The organism is Streptomyces sp. NPDC043726 (genome assembly GCF_056436565.1).
This window is the reverse complement of sequence record NZ_JBWKCI010000013.1, coordinates 86,370-102,644: the sequence shown is the minus strand read 5'-3', so window position 1 is coordinate 102,644 and position 16,275 is coordinate 86,370. Positions and strand designations below refer to the sequence as shown.

General features: G+C 72.7%; 17 protein-coding genes. 9 read left to right on the top strand and 8 right to left on the bottom strand.

Annotated elements, in window-relative coordinates; all coding sequences use genetic code 11:
• Window positions 1-95: 95 nt before the first annotated feature.
• Window positions 96-1,328: a ricin-type beta-trefoil lectin domain protein gene (locus AC068Z_RS32870; RefSeq protein ID WP_478563934.1), complete on the top strand. Its 1,233-nt coding sequence runs from the start codon at window positions 96-98 to the stop codon at window positions 1,326-1,328.
• Between the two features lie 9 nt (window positions 1,329-1,337).
• Here the strand turns inward: AC068Z_RS32870 and AC068Z_RS32865 are convergent, their stop codons facing one another.
• The gene (locus tag AC068Z_RS32865; protein ID WP_451730512.1) at window positions 1,338-1,574 is read right to left on the bottom strand and encodes a hypothetical protein; all 237 of its coding nucleotides are present in this window, start codon (window positions 1,572-1,574) and stop codon (window positions 1,338-1,340) included.
• Between the two features lie 69 nt (window positions 1,575-1,643).
• The gene (locus tag AC068Z_RS32860) at window positions 1,644-2,453 is read right to left on the bottom strand and encodes an SDR family oxidoreductase (RefSeq protein ID WP_478563930.1); all 810 of its coding nucleotides are present in this window, start codon (window positions 2,451-2,453) and stop codon (window positions 1,644-1,646) included.
• A 124-nt stretch (window positions 2,454-2,577) separates the two neighbouring features.
• Here AC068Z_RS32860 and AC068Z_RS32855 point away from each other — a divergent pair, with 124 nt between their 5' ends.
• From AC068Z_RS32855 to AC068Z_RS32845, 3 genes are all read left to right on the top strand, one after another.
• On the top strand, window positions 2,578-3,615 hold the full coding sequence (locus AC068Z_RS32855; RefSeq protein WP_478563927.1) for a PHP domain-containing protein: 1,038 nt from the start codon (window positions 2,578-2,580) through the stop codon (window positions 3,613-3,615).
• A 150-nt stretch (window positions 3,616-3,765) separates the two neighbouring features.
• A complete protein-coding gene (locus AC068Z_RS32850) occupies window positions 3,766-4,431 on the top strand; it encodes an HAD family hydrolase (RefSeq protein ID WP_478563924.1) in 666 nt (221 codons plus the stop codon).
• A gap of 301 nt (window positions 4,432-4,732) precedes the next feature.
• Window positions 4,733-5,761 (top strand): SDR family oxidoreductase, encoded by a 1,029-nt coding sequence (locus AC068Z_RS32845; RefSeq protein ID WP_478563921.1) that lies wholly within the window; start codon window positions 4,733-4,735, stop codon window positions 5,759-5,761.
• Between the two features lie 53 nt (window positions 5,762-5,814).
• Here the strand turns inward: AC068Z_RS32845 and AC068Z_RS32840 are convergent, their stop codons facing one another.
• From AC068Z_RS32840 to AC068Z_RS32825, 4 genes are all read right to left on the bottom strand, one after another.
• Complete coding sequence (locus AC068Z_RS32840) at window positions 5,815-6,036, bottom strand: hypothetical protein (RefSeq protein WP_478563918.1); 222 nt, start codon at window positions 6,034-6,036, stop codon at window positions 5,815-5,817.
• Window positions 6,037-6,102: 66 nt separating this feature from the next.
• On the bottom strand, window positions 6,103-7,392 hold the full coding sequence (locus AC068Z_RS32835; RefSeq protein WP_478563915.1) for an ROK family protein: 1,290 nt from the start codon (window positions 7,390-7,392) through the stop codon (window positions 6,103-6,105).
• Between the two features lie 54 nt (window positions 7,393-7,446).
• Window positions 7,447-8,412 carry a phosphotransferase family protein gene (locus AC068Z_RS32830; RefSeq protein WP_478564357.1) on the bottom strand — a complete coding sequence of 322 codons (966 nt, stop codon included), beginning with the start codon at window positions 8,410-8,412 and terminating at the stop codon, window positions 7,447-7,449.
• A gap of 118 nt (window positions 8,413-8,530) precedes the next feature.
• Window positions 8,531-8,689 (bottom strand): hypothetical protein, encoded by a 159-nt coding sequence (locus tag AC068Z_RS32825; RefSeq protein WP_478563912.1) that lies wholly within the window; start codon window positions 8,687-8,689, stop codon window positions 8,531-8,533.
• A 118-nt stretch (window positions 8,690-8,807) separates the two neighbouring features.
• Between AC068Z_RS32825 and AC068Z_RS32820 the strand changes: the two genes are divergently transcribed.
• The 4 genes from AC068Z_RS32820 (at window position 8,808) to AC068Z_RS32805 (ending at window position 13,184) form a co-directional block, all read left to right on the top strand.
• The gene (locus AC068Z_RS32820) at window positions 8,808-9,302 is read left to right on the top strand and encodes an FBP domain-containing protein (RefSeq protein WP_478563909.1); all 495 of its coding nucleotides are present in this window, start codon (window positions 8,808-8,810) and stop codon (window positions 9,300-9,302) included.
• A 254-nt stretch (window positions 9,303-9,556) separates the two neighbouring features.
• Entirely contained in the window at window positions 9,557-10,798 is a 1,242-nt protein-coding gene (locus AC068Z_RS32815) for an FUSC family protein (RefSeq protein WP_478563906.1), read from the top strand.
• Window positions 10,799-10,830: 32 nt separating this feature from the next.
• Entirely contained in the window at window positions 10,831-11,871 is a 1,041-nt protein-coding gene (locus AC068Z_RS32810; protein ID WP_478563904.1) for a hypothetical protein, read from the top strand.
• Between the two features lie 110 nt (window positions 11,872-11,981).
• Window positions 11,982-13,184 (top strand): lactonase family protein, encoded by a 1,203-nt coding sequence (locus tag AC068Z_RS32805; RefSeq protein WP_478563901.1) that lies wholly within the window; start codon window positions 11,982-11,984, stop codon window positions 13,182-13,184.
• On the opposite strand, the gene AC068Z_RS32800 is transcribed toward AC068Z_RS32805, so the two are convergent.
• Both AC068Z_RS32800 and AC068Z_RS32795 read right to left on the bottom strand, forming a co-directional pair.
• Window positions 13,152-13,877, bottom strand: a complete 726-nt coding sequence (locus AC068Z_RS32800) for a DUF2470 domain-containing protein (RefSeq protein ID WP_478563899.1) — start codon at window positions 13,875-13,877, stop codon at window positions 13,152-13,154. The two genes, AC068Z_RS32805 and AC068Z_RS32800, sit on opposite strands and share 33 nt — an antisense overlap.
• A 106-nt stretch (window positions 13,878-13,983) precedes the next feature.
• Window positions 13,984-14,595 (bottom strand): TetR/AcrR family transcriptional regulator, encoded by a 612-nt coding sequence (locus tag AC068Z_RS32795; protein ID WP_478563897.1) that lies wholly within the window; start codon window positions 14,593-14,595, stop codon window positions 13,984-13,986.
• A 109-nt stretch (window positions 14,596-14,704) separates the two neighbouring features.
• Between AC068Z_RS32795 and AC068Z_RS32790 the strand changes: the two genes are divergently transcribed.
• The gene (locus tag AC068Z_RS32790) at window positions 14,705-16,183 is read left to right on the top strand and encodes a cytochrome P450 (protein ID WP_478563894.1); all 1,479 of its coding nucleotides are present in this window, start codon (window positions 14,705-14,707) and stop codon (window positions 16,181-16,183) included.
• Window positions 16,184-16,275: the final 92 nt, after the last annotated feature.

The window sequence follows — 16,275 nt, the reverse complement described above, 5'->3', positions numbered from 1 at the left end:
CGCCTTACCTCACGCCTTAAATCAAGAGGCGACACCTTCACCCCCCACCTCGGTCGGCGCCCGCACCCCACGCGGCACCGACGGAAGGGAGAGTCGTGCCCTCTTCCCGCAGACTCCGCGCCTGGCTGCTGGCCGCGCTCTCGGCCGCCCTGGTCGCGACCGCCGCGACCGGCCCCGCCCGGGCCGAGGAGGAGACGGACACCGGCGTCACCGCGGTGACGTTCTCGGACACCTTCGACGGACCCGCCGGAGCGGCCGTCGACTCCTCGAAGTGGCAGATCGAGACCGGCGACAACGTCAACAACCACGAGCGGCAGTACTACACGGCCGGCAACCGCAACGCCGCGCTCGACGGCCAGGGCCATCTGGTCATCACCGCCCGGCGCGAGAACCCGGCCAACTACCAGTGCTGGTACGGGACCTGCCAGTACACCTCCGCCCGGCTCAACACCGCGGGCAAGTTCACCGCGCAGTACGGGCACATCGAGGCGCGGATGAAGATCCCGCGCGGTCAGGGCATGTGGCCCGCGTTCTGGATGCTCGGCACCCCGGTCAACTGGCCGGACTCCGGCGAGATCGACATCATGGAGAACGTCGGCTTCGAGCCCTCCACGGTCCACGGCACCCTGCACGGCCCCGGCTACTCCGGCTCGGGCGGCATCGGCGCCGGGTACACCCTCCCGGGCGGGCAGGCCTTCGCGGACGCCTTCCACACCTTCGCGATCGACTGGGCGCCCGACTCCATCACCTGGTCCGTGGACGGCAACGTCTACCAGCGGCGCACCCCTGCCGACCTCGGCGGCCGGACCTGGGTGTTCAACAAGCCGTTCTTCCTCATCCTCAACCTGGCGGTCGGCGGCTACTGGCCCGGCGACCCCGACGGCTCCACGGTCTTCCCGCAGCAACTGGTGGTGGACCACGTCACCGTGACCACCGGCGACACGCCCGCGGGCGGCGCGATCAGGGGCCTGGCCGGCAAGTGCGTCGACGTCGCCGGGGCGAATCCCGCCAACGGCACCCCCGTACAGCTCTACGACTGCAACGGCACCGCCGCCCAGCGGTGGACGGCCGGCGCGGACGGCACGATCCGGGCGCTCGGCAAGTGTCTGGACGTGACCGGGAACGGCACCGCCGACGGCACGCCCGTGCAGTTGTGGGAGTGCAACGGCACCGCGGCCCAGCGCTGGACCGTCACCGCGGCGCGCGACATCGTCACCCCCCAGGCCGACAAGTGCCTGGACGTGACCGGCAACAACTCGGCCAACGGCACCCGGCTGCAGATCTGGTCCTGCACGGGCGGCGCCAACCAGAAGTGGACGGTCGGCTGAGCCGTCGCTCTAGTGACGGGTCCAGGTGAACTTGTCGCCGCCGACCCAGCGCACCACGTCCGGGTCGTCCAGGTCATGGACGGTGATGCCGAAGGCGGCGGCGGCCGACAGGACGTCGGTGACGGCTTTCGCCTCACCGACCACAATGCCGTCGATCTCCACGATGCGGAACGGCGGTGTGCCGGGCTGGACCCCGAGCACCATGATCCGTGGATGGGAGATGTACGGTGCTGCGATTTCGGTCATGCAATAGAGCGTAAATCGCATCCGGCGTTTGCGAACCAGGAGCTTTGTCCCGGTTTGACGGCGACCTGCTCAGGGGCGGCGCCACGCGTCGCCCTCCAGGTGGGAGCCGGCCTGAGGCCCCATGCGCAGCATGCCGCCGTCCACGCTCCAGGAGGCGCCGGTGACGTAGGAGGCATCGGATCCGGCCAGAAAGGCGATGACGGCGGCCACCTCGCGCGCGTCACCGGGCCGGCCGAGCGGCACGCCGGGCCGCGGCTCGGCGCGCACGTCGGTGTCCTCCTGTCCGGTCATCGGGGTGGCGATCTCACCGGGTGCGACGGCGTTCACGGTGATGCCGTGCTCGGCGAGCTCCAGCGCCATCACCTGGGTCAGCAGACCCAGCCCGCCCTTGGCCGCGCAGTAGGGCGCCGCGCCGACCCTCGGCTGGTGCTCGTGGACGGAGGTGACGTTGACGATCCGGCCGCCCCCGCCCTGCCTGATCATGTGCCGGGCGGCCCGCTGGCCGCACAGGAACGGGCCGATCAGATCGACGTCGATCACCTCGCGGACGGTGTCCAGGTCCAGGTCGAGGAAGGGCGTCATGGTGCCCGTACCGGCGTTGTTGACCAGGACGTCGAGACGGCCGAGCCGCTCGCACAGCTCGTCGACCGTGTCGGCGGCGCCGGGCAGCCGGGTCAGGTCCATCCGGGCCACGGCGGCCCGCCGCCCGTGGGCGCGCACCTCCTCGGCGGTCTCCTCGGCGCCCTTCAGGTCGCTGTGCCAGGTGATGCCGATGTCCAGCCCCGCCTCGGCGAGGCGGACCGCCGTGGCCCGGCCGATGCCGGAGTCGGCGCCGGTGATCACGGCCACCTTGGTACGGGAATCGGCGGGGACGGACATGACCGGCCTCCTCCTGGTCGCTCACGGGGATGGCCATCGCAGTACCCGGACGGACGGCGGACAAACGGCGGTCGCCGCCGTGCGGCCCCCGGGGCGCTGGGGAACTCTGGAGGGGGAGGTGGCCATGGACCCCGTAGAGGCACTGGAGCGGATCGCCTTCCTGCTGGAGCGGTCCCTGGCACCGACCTACCGGGTACGGGCCTTTCGCAACGCCGCCCGGGCGCTCGGCGCGCTGTCGGAGGCGGAGCTGCGGGAGCGGGCCGAGGCCGGGACGCTGGAGGCGCTCGGCGGGGTCGGCCCGAAGACGGCGCAGGTGGCCCGTGAGGCGCTGGCCGGACAGGTGCCCGGCTACCTGGAGAAGCTGGAGGGCGAGGCCGGGAAGCCGCACACGGGGGCCGGGGCTGAGCTGCGGGCGCGCCTGCGCGGCGACTGCCATCTGCATTCCGACTGGTCCGACGGAGGCAGCCCGATCGAGGAGATGGGGCGGGCGGCGGCGGCGCTCGGGCATGAATGGGCGGTGCTCACCGACCACTCCCCCCGGCTCACGGTGGCCCGCGGCCTCTCTCCGGAGCGCCTGCGCGAACAGCTTGACGTGGTGGCGGCGCTCAACGAGACCTGGGCGCCGTTCCGGCTGCTCACCGGCATCGAGTGCGACATCCTCGACGACGGCTCGCTCGACCAGGAGCCCGAGCTGCTGGACCGGCTCGACGTGGTGGTGGTCTCCGTGCACTCCAAGCTGCGCATGGACGCCCGATCGATGACCCGGCGCATGGTGGCCGCCGTCCGCGATCCGCACTCCGACGTGCTCGGCCACTGCACCGGGCGGCTGATCACCGGCCGGGGCCGGCCGGAGTCCCAGTTCGACGCGGACGAGGTCTTCGCCGCCTGCGCCGAGACCGGCACGGCCGTGGAGATCAACAGCCGGCCCGAGCGCCTCGACCCACCGCGGCGGCTGCTGCGCCGGGCCGTGGCGGCGGGCGTGCTGTTCTCTGTCGACACCGACGCCCACGCACCAGGCCAGCTGGACTGGCAGGTGCTCGGCTGCGCCCGCGCCGAGGAGTGCGGGGTGCCGGCGGACCGCGTGGTCACCACATGGACCCGGGAGGAGCTGCTGGCCTGGACGAGGGAGCGGCGCCTGCCCGCGCGGGTCGGGGGATCCTGAGGTGGCGCGGGGATCGTGAGGTGGTCCGGGAATCCTGAGGTGGTCCGGGATTCCTGAGGTGGTCCGGGAATTCTGACGTTGTACGGCGATCCTGACGTGGTACTCGGGCGGATGACGTGAAGGACACCAGGACGGCGAAAGGACGGGCGTATGGGACGCGCGGCCGTGTTCGACGTCGACGGCACGCTCGTCGACACCAACCATCTGCACGCGGTCACCTGGTGGGAGGCGTTCCGGCAGGCGGGCCACCAGGTCCCGATGCACGCCATCCACCGCGCGGTCGGCCTCGGCTCGGACGACCTGATCGCCCATCTGCTCGGGGACGACCGGGACAAGGACGGCGACGAGGAGCTGAGCGCCGCGCACAAGACGCTGTACGGGCAGTACTTCGACCGGCTGCCCGCGCTGGCGGACGCCGGACGGCTGCTGCGGCGGCTGCACCACGACGGCTGGACGGTGGTCCTGGCCACCTCCGCGGGCGGCGCGGAACTGGGGGCGCTGCGGCGGGCGATCGACGCGGACGACGCCATCACGGCGACGGCGAGCGCCGACGACGTCGAGCAGGGCAAACCGGCGCCCGAGCCCGTGGAGCACGCGCTGGAGCTGGCCGGGGAGCCCGCCGAGCGCTCGGTGTTCGTCGGGGACACGGTGTGGGACATGCGCGCGGGCACCCGGGCGGGGGTGCGGTGTGTCGCCCTGCTGTGCGGGGGCATTCCGCGGGCCGACCTGGAGGAGGCGGGCGCGGAGACGGTCTACGACGATCCGGCGCACCTGCTGTCCGAGCTCGCGAAGAGCCCGCTGGCAGCGGAAGGGTGAGCGGAGCGCAGGGGTCGACCGACGGGTGACACGCATCACCCGTAGCCGTGGAACAGCCCGGGGTGGTTGCCCGTTGAACAAGGCGTGGGTACGGATGGGACAGTGTCCCCGGGCCTCACCTTTTGCCCACAGGGACGATCGTTCGGCTGAAGCCCTGTGGAGCCTTTCGCCGAGAGGCGACCGCCATCCGTGCCCACCCTTCGGGCCGCCCCGGCCGTGATTCCCCCGTCGCGGTCGGGGCTTCTTCTTTGCCGGCCCTGGGTACTCGGGCACTCCCCACCTCCGTGGAGAGGAGCCGGCGGTGAGCAGTACACAGGGCAGCAGGATCGTCGTCACCGGGGCCACCGGGAACGTCGGCACGAGCTTGGTGCGTCTCCTCTCCGAGGATCCCGGGGTCGAGTCGGTGCTGGGCCTGGCCCGCAGGCTCCCCGAGTGGTGGCCGCCGAAGACCGAGTGGTCGGCGGTCGACCTGGCCTCCGAGGACACGGACCTGGCCGAGGAATTCGCGGGCGCCACCGCCGTCGTCCATCTGGCCTGGGCGTTCCAGCCGACGCACGATCCGGCGACGACCTGGCGCACGAACGTCCTGGGCTCGATCCGGGTCTTCGACGCGGTGGCCGCGGCCAAGGTGCACACGCTGGTGCACGCCTCGTCGGTCGGCGCCTACTCACCGGGGCCGAAGGACGAGACGGTGGACGAGTCCTGGCCCACCCACGGCTGGCCGGACGCCGCGTACTGCCGGGAGAAGGCCTACCTGGAGCGGACCCTGGACACCTACGAGCGACAGCACCGGAAGGTCCGCGTGGTGCGGATGCGGCCGGCGTTCCTGTTCAAGCGGGAGTCGGCGAGCGAGCAGCGCAGGATCTTCGGCGGCCGCTTCCTGCCGGGGCCGCTGGCCCGCCCGGAACTGCTGCCGTTCCTGCCCGACATCCCCGGACTGAGGGTCCAGGCGCTGCACACCGACGACGCGGCCGAGGCGTACCGGCTCGCGATCACCGCGGACGTGAAGGGCGCGTTCAACCTGGCGGCCGACCCTCCGGTGGACGCGGCGCTGCTCGCCCAGATGTACGACGCCCGCCCGGTGCGCCTTCCCCGTACGGCGGCCCGCTCGGCGATCGCCGCTGCCTGGGGCCTGCACCTGCTCCCGGCCTCCCCGCACCTGTTCGACGCGGTCCTGGGCCTTCCGCTGATGGACTGCTCCCGGGCCCACACGGAACTGAACTGGCACCCCCGCCACACGGCCCCCGAGATCCTGGAGGAGTTCGTGCGGGGCCTCCAGGAGGGCGCGGGAGCTGAGACGCAACCTCTGCGGGGCCGGAAGGCGAGCTGACCGGCCCTCCCGGCCTGCACACACTCCGGCCCCCGCGAGCGTCAAGGCCGGCGTCAAGCCGAAGGCTCCTCCGGCGTCGGATGCTCCGGATGCACATTCGCCCCCTCAGGGGACCCCTTCCGGGCCGAACCCGCCTCATCGGCGTCCGGCACGATGTCACCCCGCTCCTCTTCCGAGGGCTCAGGATCCACATCCACATCCCATGGGTCCTCACCCTCACCGGCCTGCTGATCCGGCAGGTCCCTGGGGATGGGATCACTGTTCTGATCGGTCATGGCATCCTCCTTCCCTCGCGTCACCGGAAACCTCACGCGAGTACCTCCCGCCCCCCACGCGAAACGTCACCGCGGCGCCCGTTCCTCCAGCGCCGCCCGCCAGGCCGGCTGCGGCTCCTCGGGCGCCGGCTCGGCACGACGCCCCCCGTGGGCGAAGAAGTCGGCCAGCGGAAGGATCGCCGCCCCGACGGTCACCGCGTCGGGCCCGAGCCCACCGAGGTCGATCGCGACCCGCTCCGCCGGATGCCGCAGCGCGTAAGCGCCCGCGTGCCGCCGTACGTCCGCCAGCAGCGCGGGCCCGAGCCGCAGCCCCGCCCACCCGCCGATCAGGATGCGCTCGGGCTGGAAGAGATTGACCAGGTCGGACAGCCCGGCCCCGATGTACTCGGCGGTCTCGTCGAGGAGAGCCCGCGCCGCGGGCTCGGCCTCGGCACCGTCGGCCGGGTACGCCGCGGCGACCAGCGCGGTCAGGGCGCTCTCCTGATCGGCACCCTCCGGCGGACGCCCGCCCGCCTCGCGCCACCGCTCCAGCAGGGCCTCCGCTCCGGCGTACGCCTCCAGGCAGCCGAGGGCACCGCACCGGCACCGGCGCCCCCCGACCCGTACGGTCAGATGCCCCCCTTCGACCGCCCGCCCGTCCTCCGCCTCCGGAGTCACGACGCACGCGCCGACGCCCGACCCGAACAGCACGACGATCGCGCTGTGCGCGCCGCGTCCCGCCCCGAACCACATCTCCGCCTGGCCGAGGGTCCGGGCTCCGTTGTCGATGAAGCAGGGCACGCTCGCGGGCAGTTCGCAGCGCTCCCGGAGCAGTGACTCCAGCGCCACGGCGTCCCAGCCGATGGTCTGTCCGTGCACCACGGCGCCACGGTCGTCGGTGTGCTCGACGATCCCGGGGACGCCGATGCCGACCCCGAGCAGCCGGTCCGGAGCGAGTTCGGCGGCGCCGAGCACCTCGGCGACGGCGTCACGGATGTGCCCGACGACGACGTCGACCTCGTAGCCGTTGACGCCCAGCAACCGCTCCGCGCGGGCGAGTTCGGTCAGCGCGAGGTCGAACAGCTCCACGCGCACCCGGGTCTCCCCCACGTCCACGCCGATCATGTGGCCGCTGGCGGGTGCCACCCGGAGGAGGGTGCGGGGGCGGCCGCCGTCGGAGTCGACGTTGCCCGCCTCCTCCAGCACGCCGTCGGCGAGCAGGTCGGCGACGACGTTGCTGACCGAGCCGGAGCTGAGCCCCGTGGCCGGGCCGAGCTCGAAGCGGCTGAGGGGGCCGTCGAAGTAGAGGCGCTGCAGAACGGCCGAGCGGTTGGCCCGCCGGAGATCGCGTACCGTGCGCCTGTTCCGCCCCACCATCTGGCTCCCCCTGTCAACACGCCGTCCGACCTGGACGTCCTGGAAGATACCGGGTCAGCGGCCGAAGCCCGCGATCTCGTCCAGCGCGGCCACCAGCTCCGGTCCCACCATCTCTCGTGTCCAGCGCAGCTGCCCCTCGTCGACCGCGCGGGGGACCGTCTCGGTGAGCATGATCAGGTAGAGGTAGGCGCGGTAGAGGGCGAGCCGGAGCCGGGTGGGCCCGTCGAACTCGATCAGCCCGCCCGCCTCCCGGTAGCCGCCGAGGAACGCCGTGTCCTTCTCGATGTCCCCGAGCAGGGCCGGCGAGACGAAGTCGGCGACGGGGTCGCCCCAGAACATGCGCTCCCCGTCGATGAGCCCGCCGATCCGGGGCGTGCCGGTGGAACGGTCCACCAGGATGTTGCCCGGCCAGAGGTCGAAGTGGACCAGGGACGGGACGGTCACGTCGTCGAGGCAGGAGCAGGCGCTCCGCAGCGTCCCGGCGGTCTCCTCGACGGACCGGGGCAGCCAGGGGCGGTAGCGGCGGGCGTCGTCGAGGACGGCGTCGAGCATGCCGGTGAAGGCGGTCCGCCAGTCGGCGGCGAGCGGCCCGAGGGCACCGGACGGATAACCGAACCCCGGCCCGCTGACGCGGTGCAGCCGGGCCATCTGACGCCCCAACTCACGCCGCAGCGCCTGCTGTTCGGCCTCACCCAGTGATTCGCCCCACGGCTCCCCGGGACAGGCCGTCATCAACAACTCCCGCGCGGTGGCGGCAACGACGCGCGGAGCGGCGACGCCGACGGTGGCAGCGGCCCGATAGAACTCCGCCTCGGCGACGAGGAGTTCCCGCTCATGCCGCATCCCCGGCACGTCCGCCACGGGCGGCACCTTCAGCACGTACCGACTGCCGTCGCCGAGCAGCAGTTCCTCCACGGTGTTGTAGGTCCCGCCGGTCAACGGGCGGACGCGGGTGAGCGCGTCGGGATCAAGCCCCGCCGACTCCAGGATCCGCCGGGCCCGCTCCCAGGATTCCGCCACCACGCCCCCCGCCCCTTCCCCCTCGGCCGGCCGGCGTCCTCCGACCGCCCGGCGTGTGCTCGCGGTACAGCGTACGAAACGTCCGCGCCGAAGCGGGCGAGGGTGTGCCGGACCATCCTCAGGTCCTGGAGGGCGTACCGGCCGGCGTACTCCTCGCCGCGGTCGGCGGCGTGAGGCCGCCGTCGCCGGTGCCGGTGACGAACTGCGCGTGGTAGGCGCCGTCGCTGAGCAGCGCACTCAGCAGGGCGTGCCGATCGGGGTGGAAGTTGATATTCACTGGACCCTCCCGGAGCGAGCCGCTTAACCTTAGGCAGAAAACTAGAAACCCTAGGCACTGTGCACATGTCTTAGGCAAGCAGCAGGCAGCAACCCCAAGAGCCCCCCAGGAGCCCCCCATGAGACCACTCACCGAGCCGGAGATCCGCAACTCATTTGTGAACTGCTCGAAGGGCGAGGCCAAACGGCTGAGTGTGCCCCGGGAACTGGACCAACTCCCCTGGGGCGATCTGGACTTCCTGGGCTGGCGAGATCCGGGCGCGCCCGACCGGAGTTATCTCGTCACCGAGCGGGACGGCCGGCTCGTCGGGGTCACTCTGCGCTTTCCTGCCCAGCAGCGCGGATTCCTGCACCGCAGCATGTGCTCCCTGTGCCTGACGACGCACCGGGGCGGCGGCGTCTCCCTGATGACCGCGCGCAAGGCGGGCCAGGCCGGCCGCGAGGGCAACTCCGTCGGCCTCTACATGTGCACCGACCTCGCCTGCTCGCTCTACCTGCGCGGCCGGAAGACCCCGGACTCGGGCATGCGCATCGAGGAGAGCCTCACCCTGGAGCAGCAGATCGCGCGGACCGAGGGCAACCTGGCGGCCTTCCTGGACAAGCTGTACGCCTGATCCGGCGGCGGCCGAGAGGACGGACGCCGCGCCGCCGGGGATGATGAACAGGGTCAGGACCCACGCGGTCCACCGCCGTTTCATGATCACAGGTCGGGGGATGCCCCCGGTCCTCCCGCCCGGATCCTCCCGCGCGCCTCTTGTCAGGTGACCCCGAGTCGATCAACTCGGCCTCCTACCGGAGTGTTGCAGTCCGCTTCATGGGGAACCGTGATCACGTTCGTTGTTGCTCCAGGAGAGGGACCAGCGCAGGGATGCTAGACGTACGGCAGTGGCGGGTGTCGCGGGAGCGGCTGATGAAGCTGCGCCGGGACCCCGTGGTCGTCCAGATGCTGCGCTCGACCGCCGCGGCGACGGTCGCGTACGTCATCGCGCTGCACCTGAGTCCCGAGAAGGCGCCGCTGACGGCGCCGCTCACGGCGCTGCTGGTCGTCCAGGTCACCTTGTACGCGACGCTCACCAACGGCGTGCGCCGGGTGAACTCCGTGGTGGCCGGCGTCCTCGTCGCCATCGCCTTCAGCCTTCTGGTGGGTCTGACCTGGTGGAGTCTGGCCCTGCTGATCCTGGCGTCGCTGGCCGTCGGTCATCTGGTCCGGGTCGACGAGTACGTTCCCGAGGTCGCGATCAGCGCGATGCTCGTGCTCGGTGTGACGACCGTCGGGGACACCGCGTGGGCGCGGATCCTGGAGACGCTGATCGGCGCGGTGGTCGGCCTCGCCTGCAACGTGCTGCTCGCGCCGCCGGTGTGGGTGGGCGAGGCGGGCGAGTCCATCGAGGGGCTGTCCCGCCGGGTCCGGCAGTTGATGCTGAGCATGGGCGAGGAGGCGGCGGGCCGTACGCCCTTCGAGCGCGCCGCCGCCCGGCTGCACGAGGCGCGCCGCCTGGACCACGACATCGTCGAGGTGGACGCGGCCCTGAGGCAGGCCGAGGACAGCCTGCGGCTCAATCCGCGCGTGCGCGAGGGCCTGCTGCACCGGGTGGTGCTGCGTACCGGCCTGGACACCCTGGAGATCTGTACGGTCGTCCTGCGCGTGCTCGCCCGCACCCTCACCGACCTGGCCAAGGAACGCGACCCCGAACCCCTGTTCGCACCACAGATCGGTGCCGCGGTGGAGCAGTTGCTGTCGGAGATCGCGGACGCCGTGGTGAGTTTCGCGGTGCTGGTCACCGCCCATGTCAGCGAGAACGCCGAGTCGGCGGAGGAACGCCTCGCCAACGAACTGCGGCACGCCGCCGCCACCCGCGACAAGCTCGCCCAGCTGCTGCTGGAGGAGGTCCAGCGCGACGCCCGCCAGTGGCAGCTGCACGGCGCCGTGCTGACCGAGGTCAACCGCATCCTCGACGAGATGGACACCGAGCACCGCACCCGCCGGCTGCTGGAGGAACTGGACCGGGTCTCGAGCGAGCAGCGTGAGCGCATGCCCCGGCTGACCCGGCTGCGGGAGACCGTGCGGACCGGCCGGAACCGACTGGCGGTCGTACGTCGTTCTAGGTGACGAAGTCACCTGAAGGGGCGAGGGGCGAGCGGATGAGCGGCGTACGGATCGACGGGAACACACTGAGGCTGCCGGGCGGGGTGGCGGTGCGGTTCGTCCGCACGCTGCGGCTGCCCGAGACCGGCACGCACCCGCTGCCGCCGGGCCTCGGCGAGTTCCCGTTGCGGCGGGTGGCGGACTACCCCGACACCGTGCCGGAGGCGTGGCGGGCGCGCGGCGGAGTGATGCTGCCGATGTACCTGCGCGAGGCGATGTGGCTGAGCTTCGCCGGCACCACCGAGCCCGCCGCCCTCCAGGTCGGGGTCGGCAAGGTGTGCGCGGTCTCCGGCAAACCGTGGAGCGACCGACTGACCCGGGATCCGCAGAACTACGTCGTGCTCCCCCGGCAGCCGTGGCTGGACGGGATCAACTCCGGCAAGGGCACGGTCCGCCAGTTCGTCGCCGTACCGCTGGGGCTCGGGGCCACCGTGGAGGGACAGGTGACCGGCGAGGAGGTCTGGGGCGGGGTCCAGTTCCAGTCGTTCCCGCTCGGGGAGGCGGCGCTGACGCGCTGGCGCGAGGAGGAGCGGCGCCGGGCCGAGCAGGCGCGGGCGTTCACCGCGACCGGGGGTTACGGCGCCGCGATGCCGATGGCGATGGCGGCGCCGCCCGCCCCGGGCGCCGCACCCGGGGCCGCTCCGGCGGGCGCTCCCCGGTCCGCCCCGGCGATGGGCCTGGGCGTCGGCGGTTCGATGCGCCAGGAGGTCTACCGGGACGACCGCCCGGCCGCGGACTGGTCCGAGGAACCGGCCGGCCGGGTCTTCGTCCACCTGGTCACGCCCCCGCAGTGGCGCGCCATCACCGGTGAGGAGCCGCCGCCGTCGCCCGTGGACCGCGCCGCGTACACCCGGGCGGGCCTGCCCTGGTTCGACTACTACGACGACCAGGCGCAGGACCTCGCCCCCACGGACACCCTGGGGGCGGTGAAGCCGGTGGGCGACTGGCTCGGCGACGACCACGAGCCGTGGGCGCAGCCGTCGCCGGGCCAGGTGAAGCAGCTGAAGGGAGAGCCGGTGCAAGACGGGGAGTGGTGAGCTGGCTGCTTGACCGGCTGCGGGCTCCGCGGTGACTCGCGAGCTTGCACCGTCCGCGTGCTCCGCGCGAGGGTGGCTGTCCCGACGACGGACGACCCGAAGGTGGGCACATGGGCAGTGGTGGCGTGAGCAGGCGCCGGTTCGTCGGCGCCCTCGCGGGAACCGCCGCCGCGGCGGCCCTCCCGGCCTGCGACGAGGCGTCGGCACCGGCTACGGACACGGGGACCGGGACTGGCACGGCGTCCCCTGAGCCGAGCCCCTCCCGCGAGGCCGCGCGGCCCACGGGACCCCGGCCGCTGTACCTCGGCACGTACACCTCGGCCGAAGGCGGCGGGCGGGGCATCGGCATCGCCTCGTACCACGCCGCCACGGGCCGCGTCATCGGCGCGGGCACGGTCAAGGACGTCGCCGACCCGTCGTATCTCGCGCTCCACCCGGACGGCCGCACGCTGTACGCCGTGAACGAGCGCGAGGACGGTGCCGTGACCGCCGTCCGGCTCGCCGACCGCAAGGTCCTGGGCAGCCGGAGCACCGGCGGTGCCGCGCCGTGTCATCTGTCGGTGCATCCGGGCGGGCGCTGGCTGCTGAGCGCGAACTACGGCACCGGCAGTGTGGCCGTGCACCCCGTCGACGGCTCGGGCGCGCTCGGCGAGCGCACCGATCTGGTCACGCACTCCAGCCCGGCGCCGGGCCCCGGCCAGGACGGTCCGCACGCCCACCAGATCGTGACCAGCCCCGACGGCGGCCATGTCCTCGCCGTCGACCTGGGCACGGACACGGTGTACACCTACCGCCTCGACGAGCGGAAGGGCACGCTCACCGAGGTCTCCCGCGCCCGGGCCCGGCCCGGTGCGGGGCCGCGCCATCTCACCTTCCATCCGGGCGGGCGGTACGCCTATCTCGCCAACGAGGTCGACAACACCGTCGCGGTCTGCGCCTACGACGCCACGAGCGGCCGTATCACCATCGGCGACTCGCAGCCCACAGGAACCGGCTCGGGCACCAGCTACCCGGCGCAGATCCTGGTGACGTCGAACGGGCGGTACGCCTTCCTCGCCAACCGGGGCCACAACAGCCTCACCCGGTACGCGGTGGAGGCGGACGGGGCCCGGCTCAGACTGCTCGGCACGGTGCCGGTGGCCGGGGACTTCCCGCGCCAGATCGCCCTCTCGCCGGACGGCGGGCTGCTGTTCGCGGCGAACCAGCGGTCGAGCACCGTGAGCGTCTTCCGCGTCGACGACGACAGCGGTGAACTGCGGCTCGCGGGCGAGCCGTTCGCCTCACCCGTCGCCGTTTGTGCGCTGCCGCTGTAGGGGCCGCGGGCAGGAGGCCGCGCTCGCCTGTCCGAGCAGCACGTGCATGCGCTCGGTGAGCTGGGCGACGTCGTCGGCGGGCCGGTGGAAGGGCAGGCGTACGTCGCCGTGGGCGCGGGTGCGCTCGATGCGCAGGGTCAGCCCGTGCCGGTCTACGGCGAGGGGCTGCACACGGACCGCGCCGTGCAGGCTGTCGGGCTCGACGAGGCGGGTGAGCCGTTCGACCGCGTCGGAGTGGCAGTCGGCGAGGTGGGTCAGCAGCCGGGCCTCGGCGGTGGCCAGCGGATCGGGGGCGGCGGTGGCGAACTCCTCGAGGTCGACGACGACGGCGCCGCTGGGCTCACGCAGCACCACGCGCGTGGGCTGGAAGGCGAGATGACCCTCCTCCGCCGCGAACCAGCCCGCGAGCCACAGCCGAGCCCGGATACGGTTGCGCACGGGGACGGGCGAGACGTCCGCGAACTCCAGCACGGCGGACGGCTCTCCGCGCGGCGCGCAGATCGCGGCCGTCACCAGCGCGCTGTCCTCGGGCACGTGCAGGAGCACCCGGCCGTCCTCGGCCACGGTGTGCGCGCCGACGAACTCCTCCCGGCTGCCCTCCGCGGTCACCGCGCAGGACCACGCGGTGGCCAGCACCGACCGGGCGCGTTCCGCCGCGGCAGGCGTGGCCGTCCAGCTCTGGCTGTCACCCATTCCCGTACCTCCTTAGGTAAGCCTTGCCTAACCTATCGAAGATCGAGGCGCACGCCAACCATGGCGCGCGATCGTGCGCGGAGTCACTGGACGGTTCGAGGCGCCCTCAGGGTGCGATGACGCCCAACAGGGCGCGGGCGCACAGGTCGCGCACCTCGTCGCGGGTCAGCTCCTCCGAGCCCCGCAGCCACTCCAGGCAGACGGCCGTGGTGAACGCCAGCCAGCCGCGCACGGCGTACCTGGCGTGGGGCCGTCGTTCGAGGACCGGACCGAACTCGGGGTCGGCGGCCATCGCCGCCAGGATCTGCTTCTCCTGGGCGGCCAGGGCCCGCCGGTAGACCTTGCGGACGGCCCGGTCACCGGAGGCCTCGGCACGGTGGAAGGCCCGGAAGCCGTGCGCGTGCTCCTCGACGTACGCCAGGTAGGTGTCGAGGGTGTCGGTCAGCTGCTCGCGCACCGGGACGCCGGGGTCGGCGGCCGTCATGCGCAGCATGCGCGCGCTCTCGCGGTCCACGACGGCCGCGAAGAAGTCCCGCTTGGTCGGGAAGTAGTGGTACAGCAGCCCGCGCGAGACACCGGCGATCTCGGCCACCTGCTCGATCCACACCTCGTCGTACGGGCTCTCCGAGAACAACCGCGCCCCGACGGCGAGCAGTTGCTCCCTGCGCTCCTCGGTGCTGAGCCGGCGCCGGGTGCGCTCGCCCTGGTTCGCGCTCATGCCCGCACCTTACTTGACGCCGGTTCAACAACCGGACCACACTGAAACGGCGTTATTGAACCGACGTACAACACGCTCAACCTGCCGCAGGATCAAGGGAGATCGCGTCATGGCGGAGACGACGACCAGGTCCGCGCTGCCCAAGGGGTTCCGCAGCGCGGAGCAGGGCTGGCCCGAGTTGCACCGCATTCCGCACCCGCCCGGCCGGGTCCCGCTCCTCGGGGACGTCCTCGGCGCGAGCCGGACCAGGCCGTTGCAGGACTCGATGCGCCACGCCCGCCGGCTGGGGCCGATCTTCCGGCGCAAGGCGTTCGGCAAGGAGTTCGTGTTCGTGTGGGGCGCCGGTCTCGCCGCCGACCTCGCGGACGAGACACGGTTCGCCAAGCATGTGGGGCTCGGCATCGCCAACCTCCGGCCCGTCGTCGGGGACGCGCTGTTCACGGCGTACAACCACGAACCCAACTGGCAGCTCGCGCACGACGTCCTGGCACCCGGCTTCAGCCGGGAGGCCATGGAGGGCTACCACGCGATGATGCTGGACGTGGCCGGGCGGCTCACCGGCCACTGGGACCGCGCCGCCCTGGCCGGCCGCACGGTGGACGTGCCCGGCGACATGACCAAACTGACCCTGGAGACCATCGCGCGCACCGGATTCGGCCACGACTTCGGATCCTTCGAACGCTCCCGCCCGCACCCCTTCGTGACGGCGATGATCGGCACCCTCGCCCACGCCCAGCGTCTGAACACCGTCCCCGCGGCCTTCCTCCTACGGCGGTCCGCGCGCCGCAACGACGCCGACATCGCCTATCTCAACCGCACGGTCGACGACCTGGTCCGGGCCCGCCGCATGACGAGCGGGGACGGCGATCTGCTCGACCGGATGCTGGAGACGGCCCACCCCGAGACCGGCGAGCGGCTCTCGCCCGAGAACGTCCGCCGCCAGGTCATCACCTTCCTGGTGGCCGGCCACGAGACCACCTCGGGAGCGCTGTCCTTCGCCCTCCACTACCTCGCCCGGCTCCCGGACGTCGCCGCCCGCGCCCGCGCGGAGGTGGACCAGGTCTGGGGCGAAACGGACCTGCCCGGCTACGACCAGGTGGCCAAGCTGCGGTACCTGCGCCGGGTCCTGGACGAGTCGCTACGGCTGTGGCCGACCGCCCCCGCCTTCGCGCGGGAGGCCCGCGAGGACACGGTCCTGGCCGGGGAGCACCCCATGCGCCGGGGCGCCTGGGCCCTGGTCCTCACGCCGATGCTGCACCGCGACCCGGAGGTGTGGGGCGCCGACGCCGAACGCTTCGACCCGGACCGCTTCGACCCCAAGGCGGTACGCTCCCGGCCCCCGCACACCTTCAAGCCCTGGGGCACCGGCGCCCGCGCCTGCATCGGCCGCCAGTTCGCCCTCCACGAGGCCACCCTGATCCTCGGCCTCCTACTGCGCCGCTACGACTTCCACCCGGACCCGACCTACCGACTCCGCGTCACAGAACGCCTGACCCTCATGCCGGAGGGGCTCCGCATGGGGGTGGAGCGTCGGGTGCCGGCAGGGGCGGACACGGAGGAGCACTGCCGGGCGGGCGAGGCGCAGTGAGCCGGGGCGGGCGCGCGGGCAGGGAGGCGGGGGCGGGCACGCCGGGCGAGTGAGCCGGGAGCGGGCGCGTGAGCAGTGAGCGGGGCGGGCGT

Coding starts and splice junctions, on each gene's coding strand:
- AC068Z_RS32820 (WP_478563909.1), top strand. CDS start 8,808: ATGAGACCACTCACCGAGCCGGAGATCCGCAACTCATTTGTGAACTGC.
- AC068Z_RS32855 (WP_478563927.1), top strand. CDS start 2,578: ATGGACCCCGTAGAGGCACTGGAGCGGATCGCCTTCCTGCTGGAGCGG.
- AC068Z_RS32805 (WP_478563901.1), top strand. CDS start 11,982: ATGGGCAGTGGTGGCGTGAGCAGGCGCCGGTTCGTCGGCGCCCTCGCG.
- AC068Z_RS32840 (WP_478563918.1), bottom strand. CDS start 6,036: ATGACCGATCAGAACAGTGATCCCATCCCCAGGGACCTGCCGGATCAG.
- AC068Z_RS32815 (WP_478563906.1), top strand. CDS start 9,557: ATGCTAGACGTACGGCAGTGGCGGGTGTCGCGGGAGCGGCTGATGAAG.
- AC068Z_RS32835 (WP_478563915.1), bottom strand. CDS start 7,392: ATGGTGGGGCGGAACAGGCGCACGGTACGCGATCTCCGGCGGGCCAAC.
- AC068Z_RS32795 (WP_478563897.1), bottom strand. CDS start 14,595: ATGAGCGCGAACCAGGGCGAGCGCACCCGGCGCCGGCTCAGCACCGAG.
- AC068Z_RS32860 (WP_478563930.1), bottom strand. CDS start 2,453: ATGTCCGTCCCCGCCGATTCCCGTACCAAGGTGGCCGTGATCACCGGC.
- AC068Z_RS32790 (WP_478563894.1), top strand. CDS start 14,705: ATGGCGGAGACGACGACCAGGTCCGCGCTGCCCAAGGGGTTCCGCAGC.
- AC068Z_RS32850 (WP_478563924.1), top strand. CDS start 3,766: ATGGGACGCGCGGCCGTGTTCGACGTCGACGGCACGCTCGTCGACACC.
- AC068Z_RS32810 (WP_478563904.1), top strand. CDS start 10,831: ATGAGCGGCGTACGGATCGACGGGAACACACTGAGGCTGCCGGGCGGG.
- AC068Z_RS32865 (WP_451730512.1), bottom strand. CDS start 1,574: ATGACCGAAATCGCAGCACCGTACATCTCCCATCCACGGATCATGGTG.
- AC068Z_RS32800 (WP_478563899.1), bottom strand. CDS start 13,877: ATGGGTGACAGCCAGAGCTGGACGGCCACGCCTGCCGCGGCGGAACGC.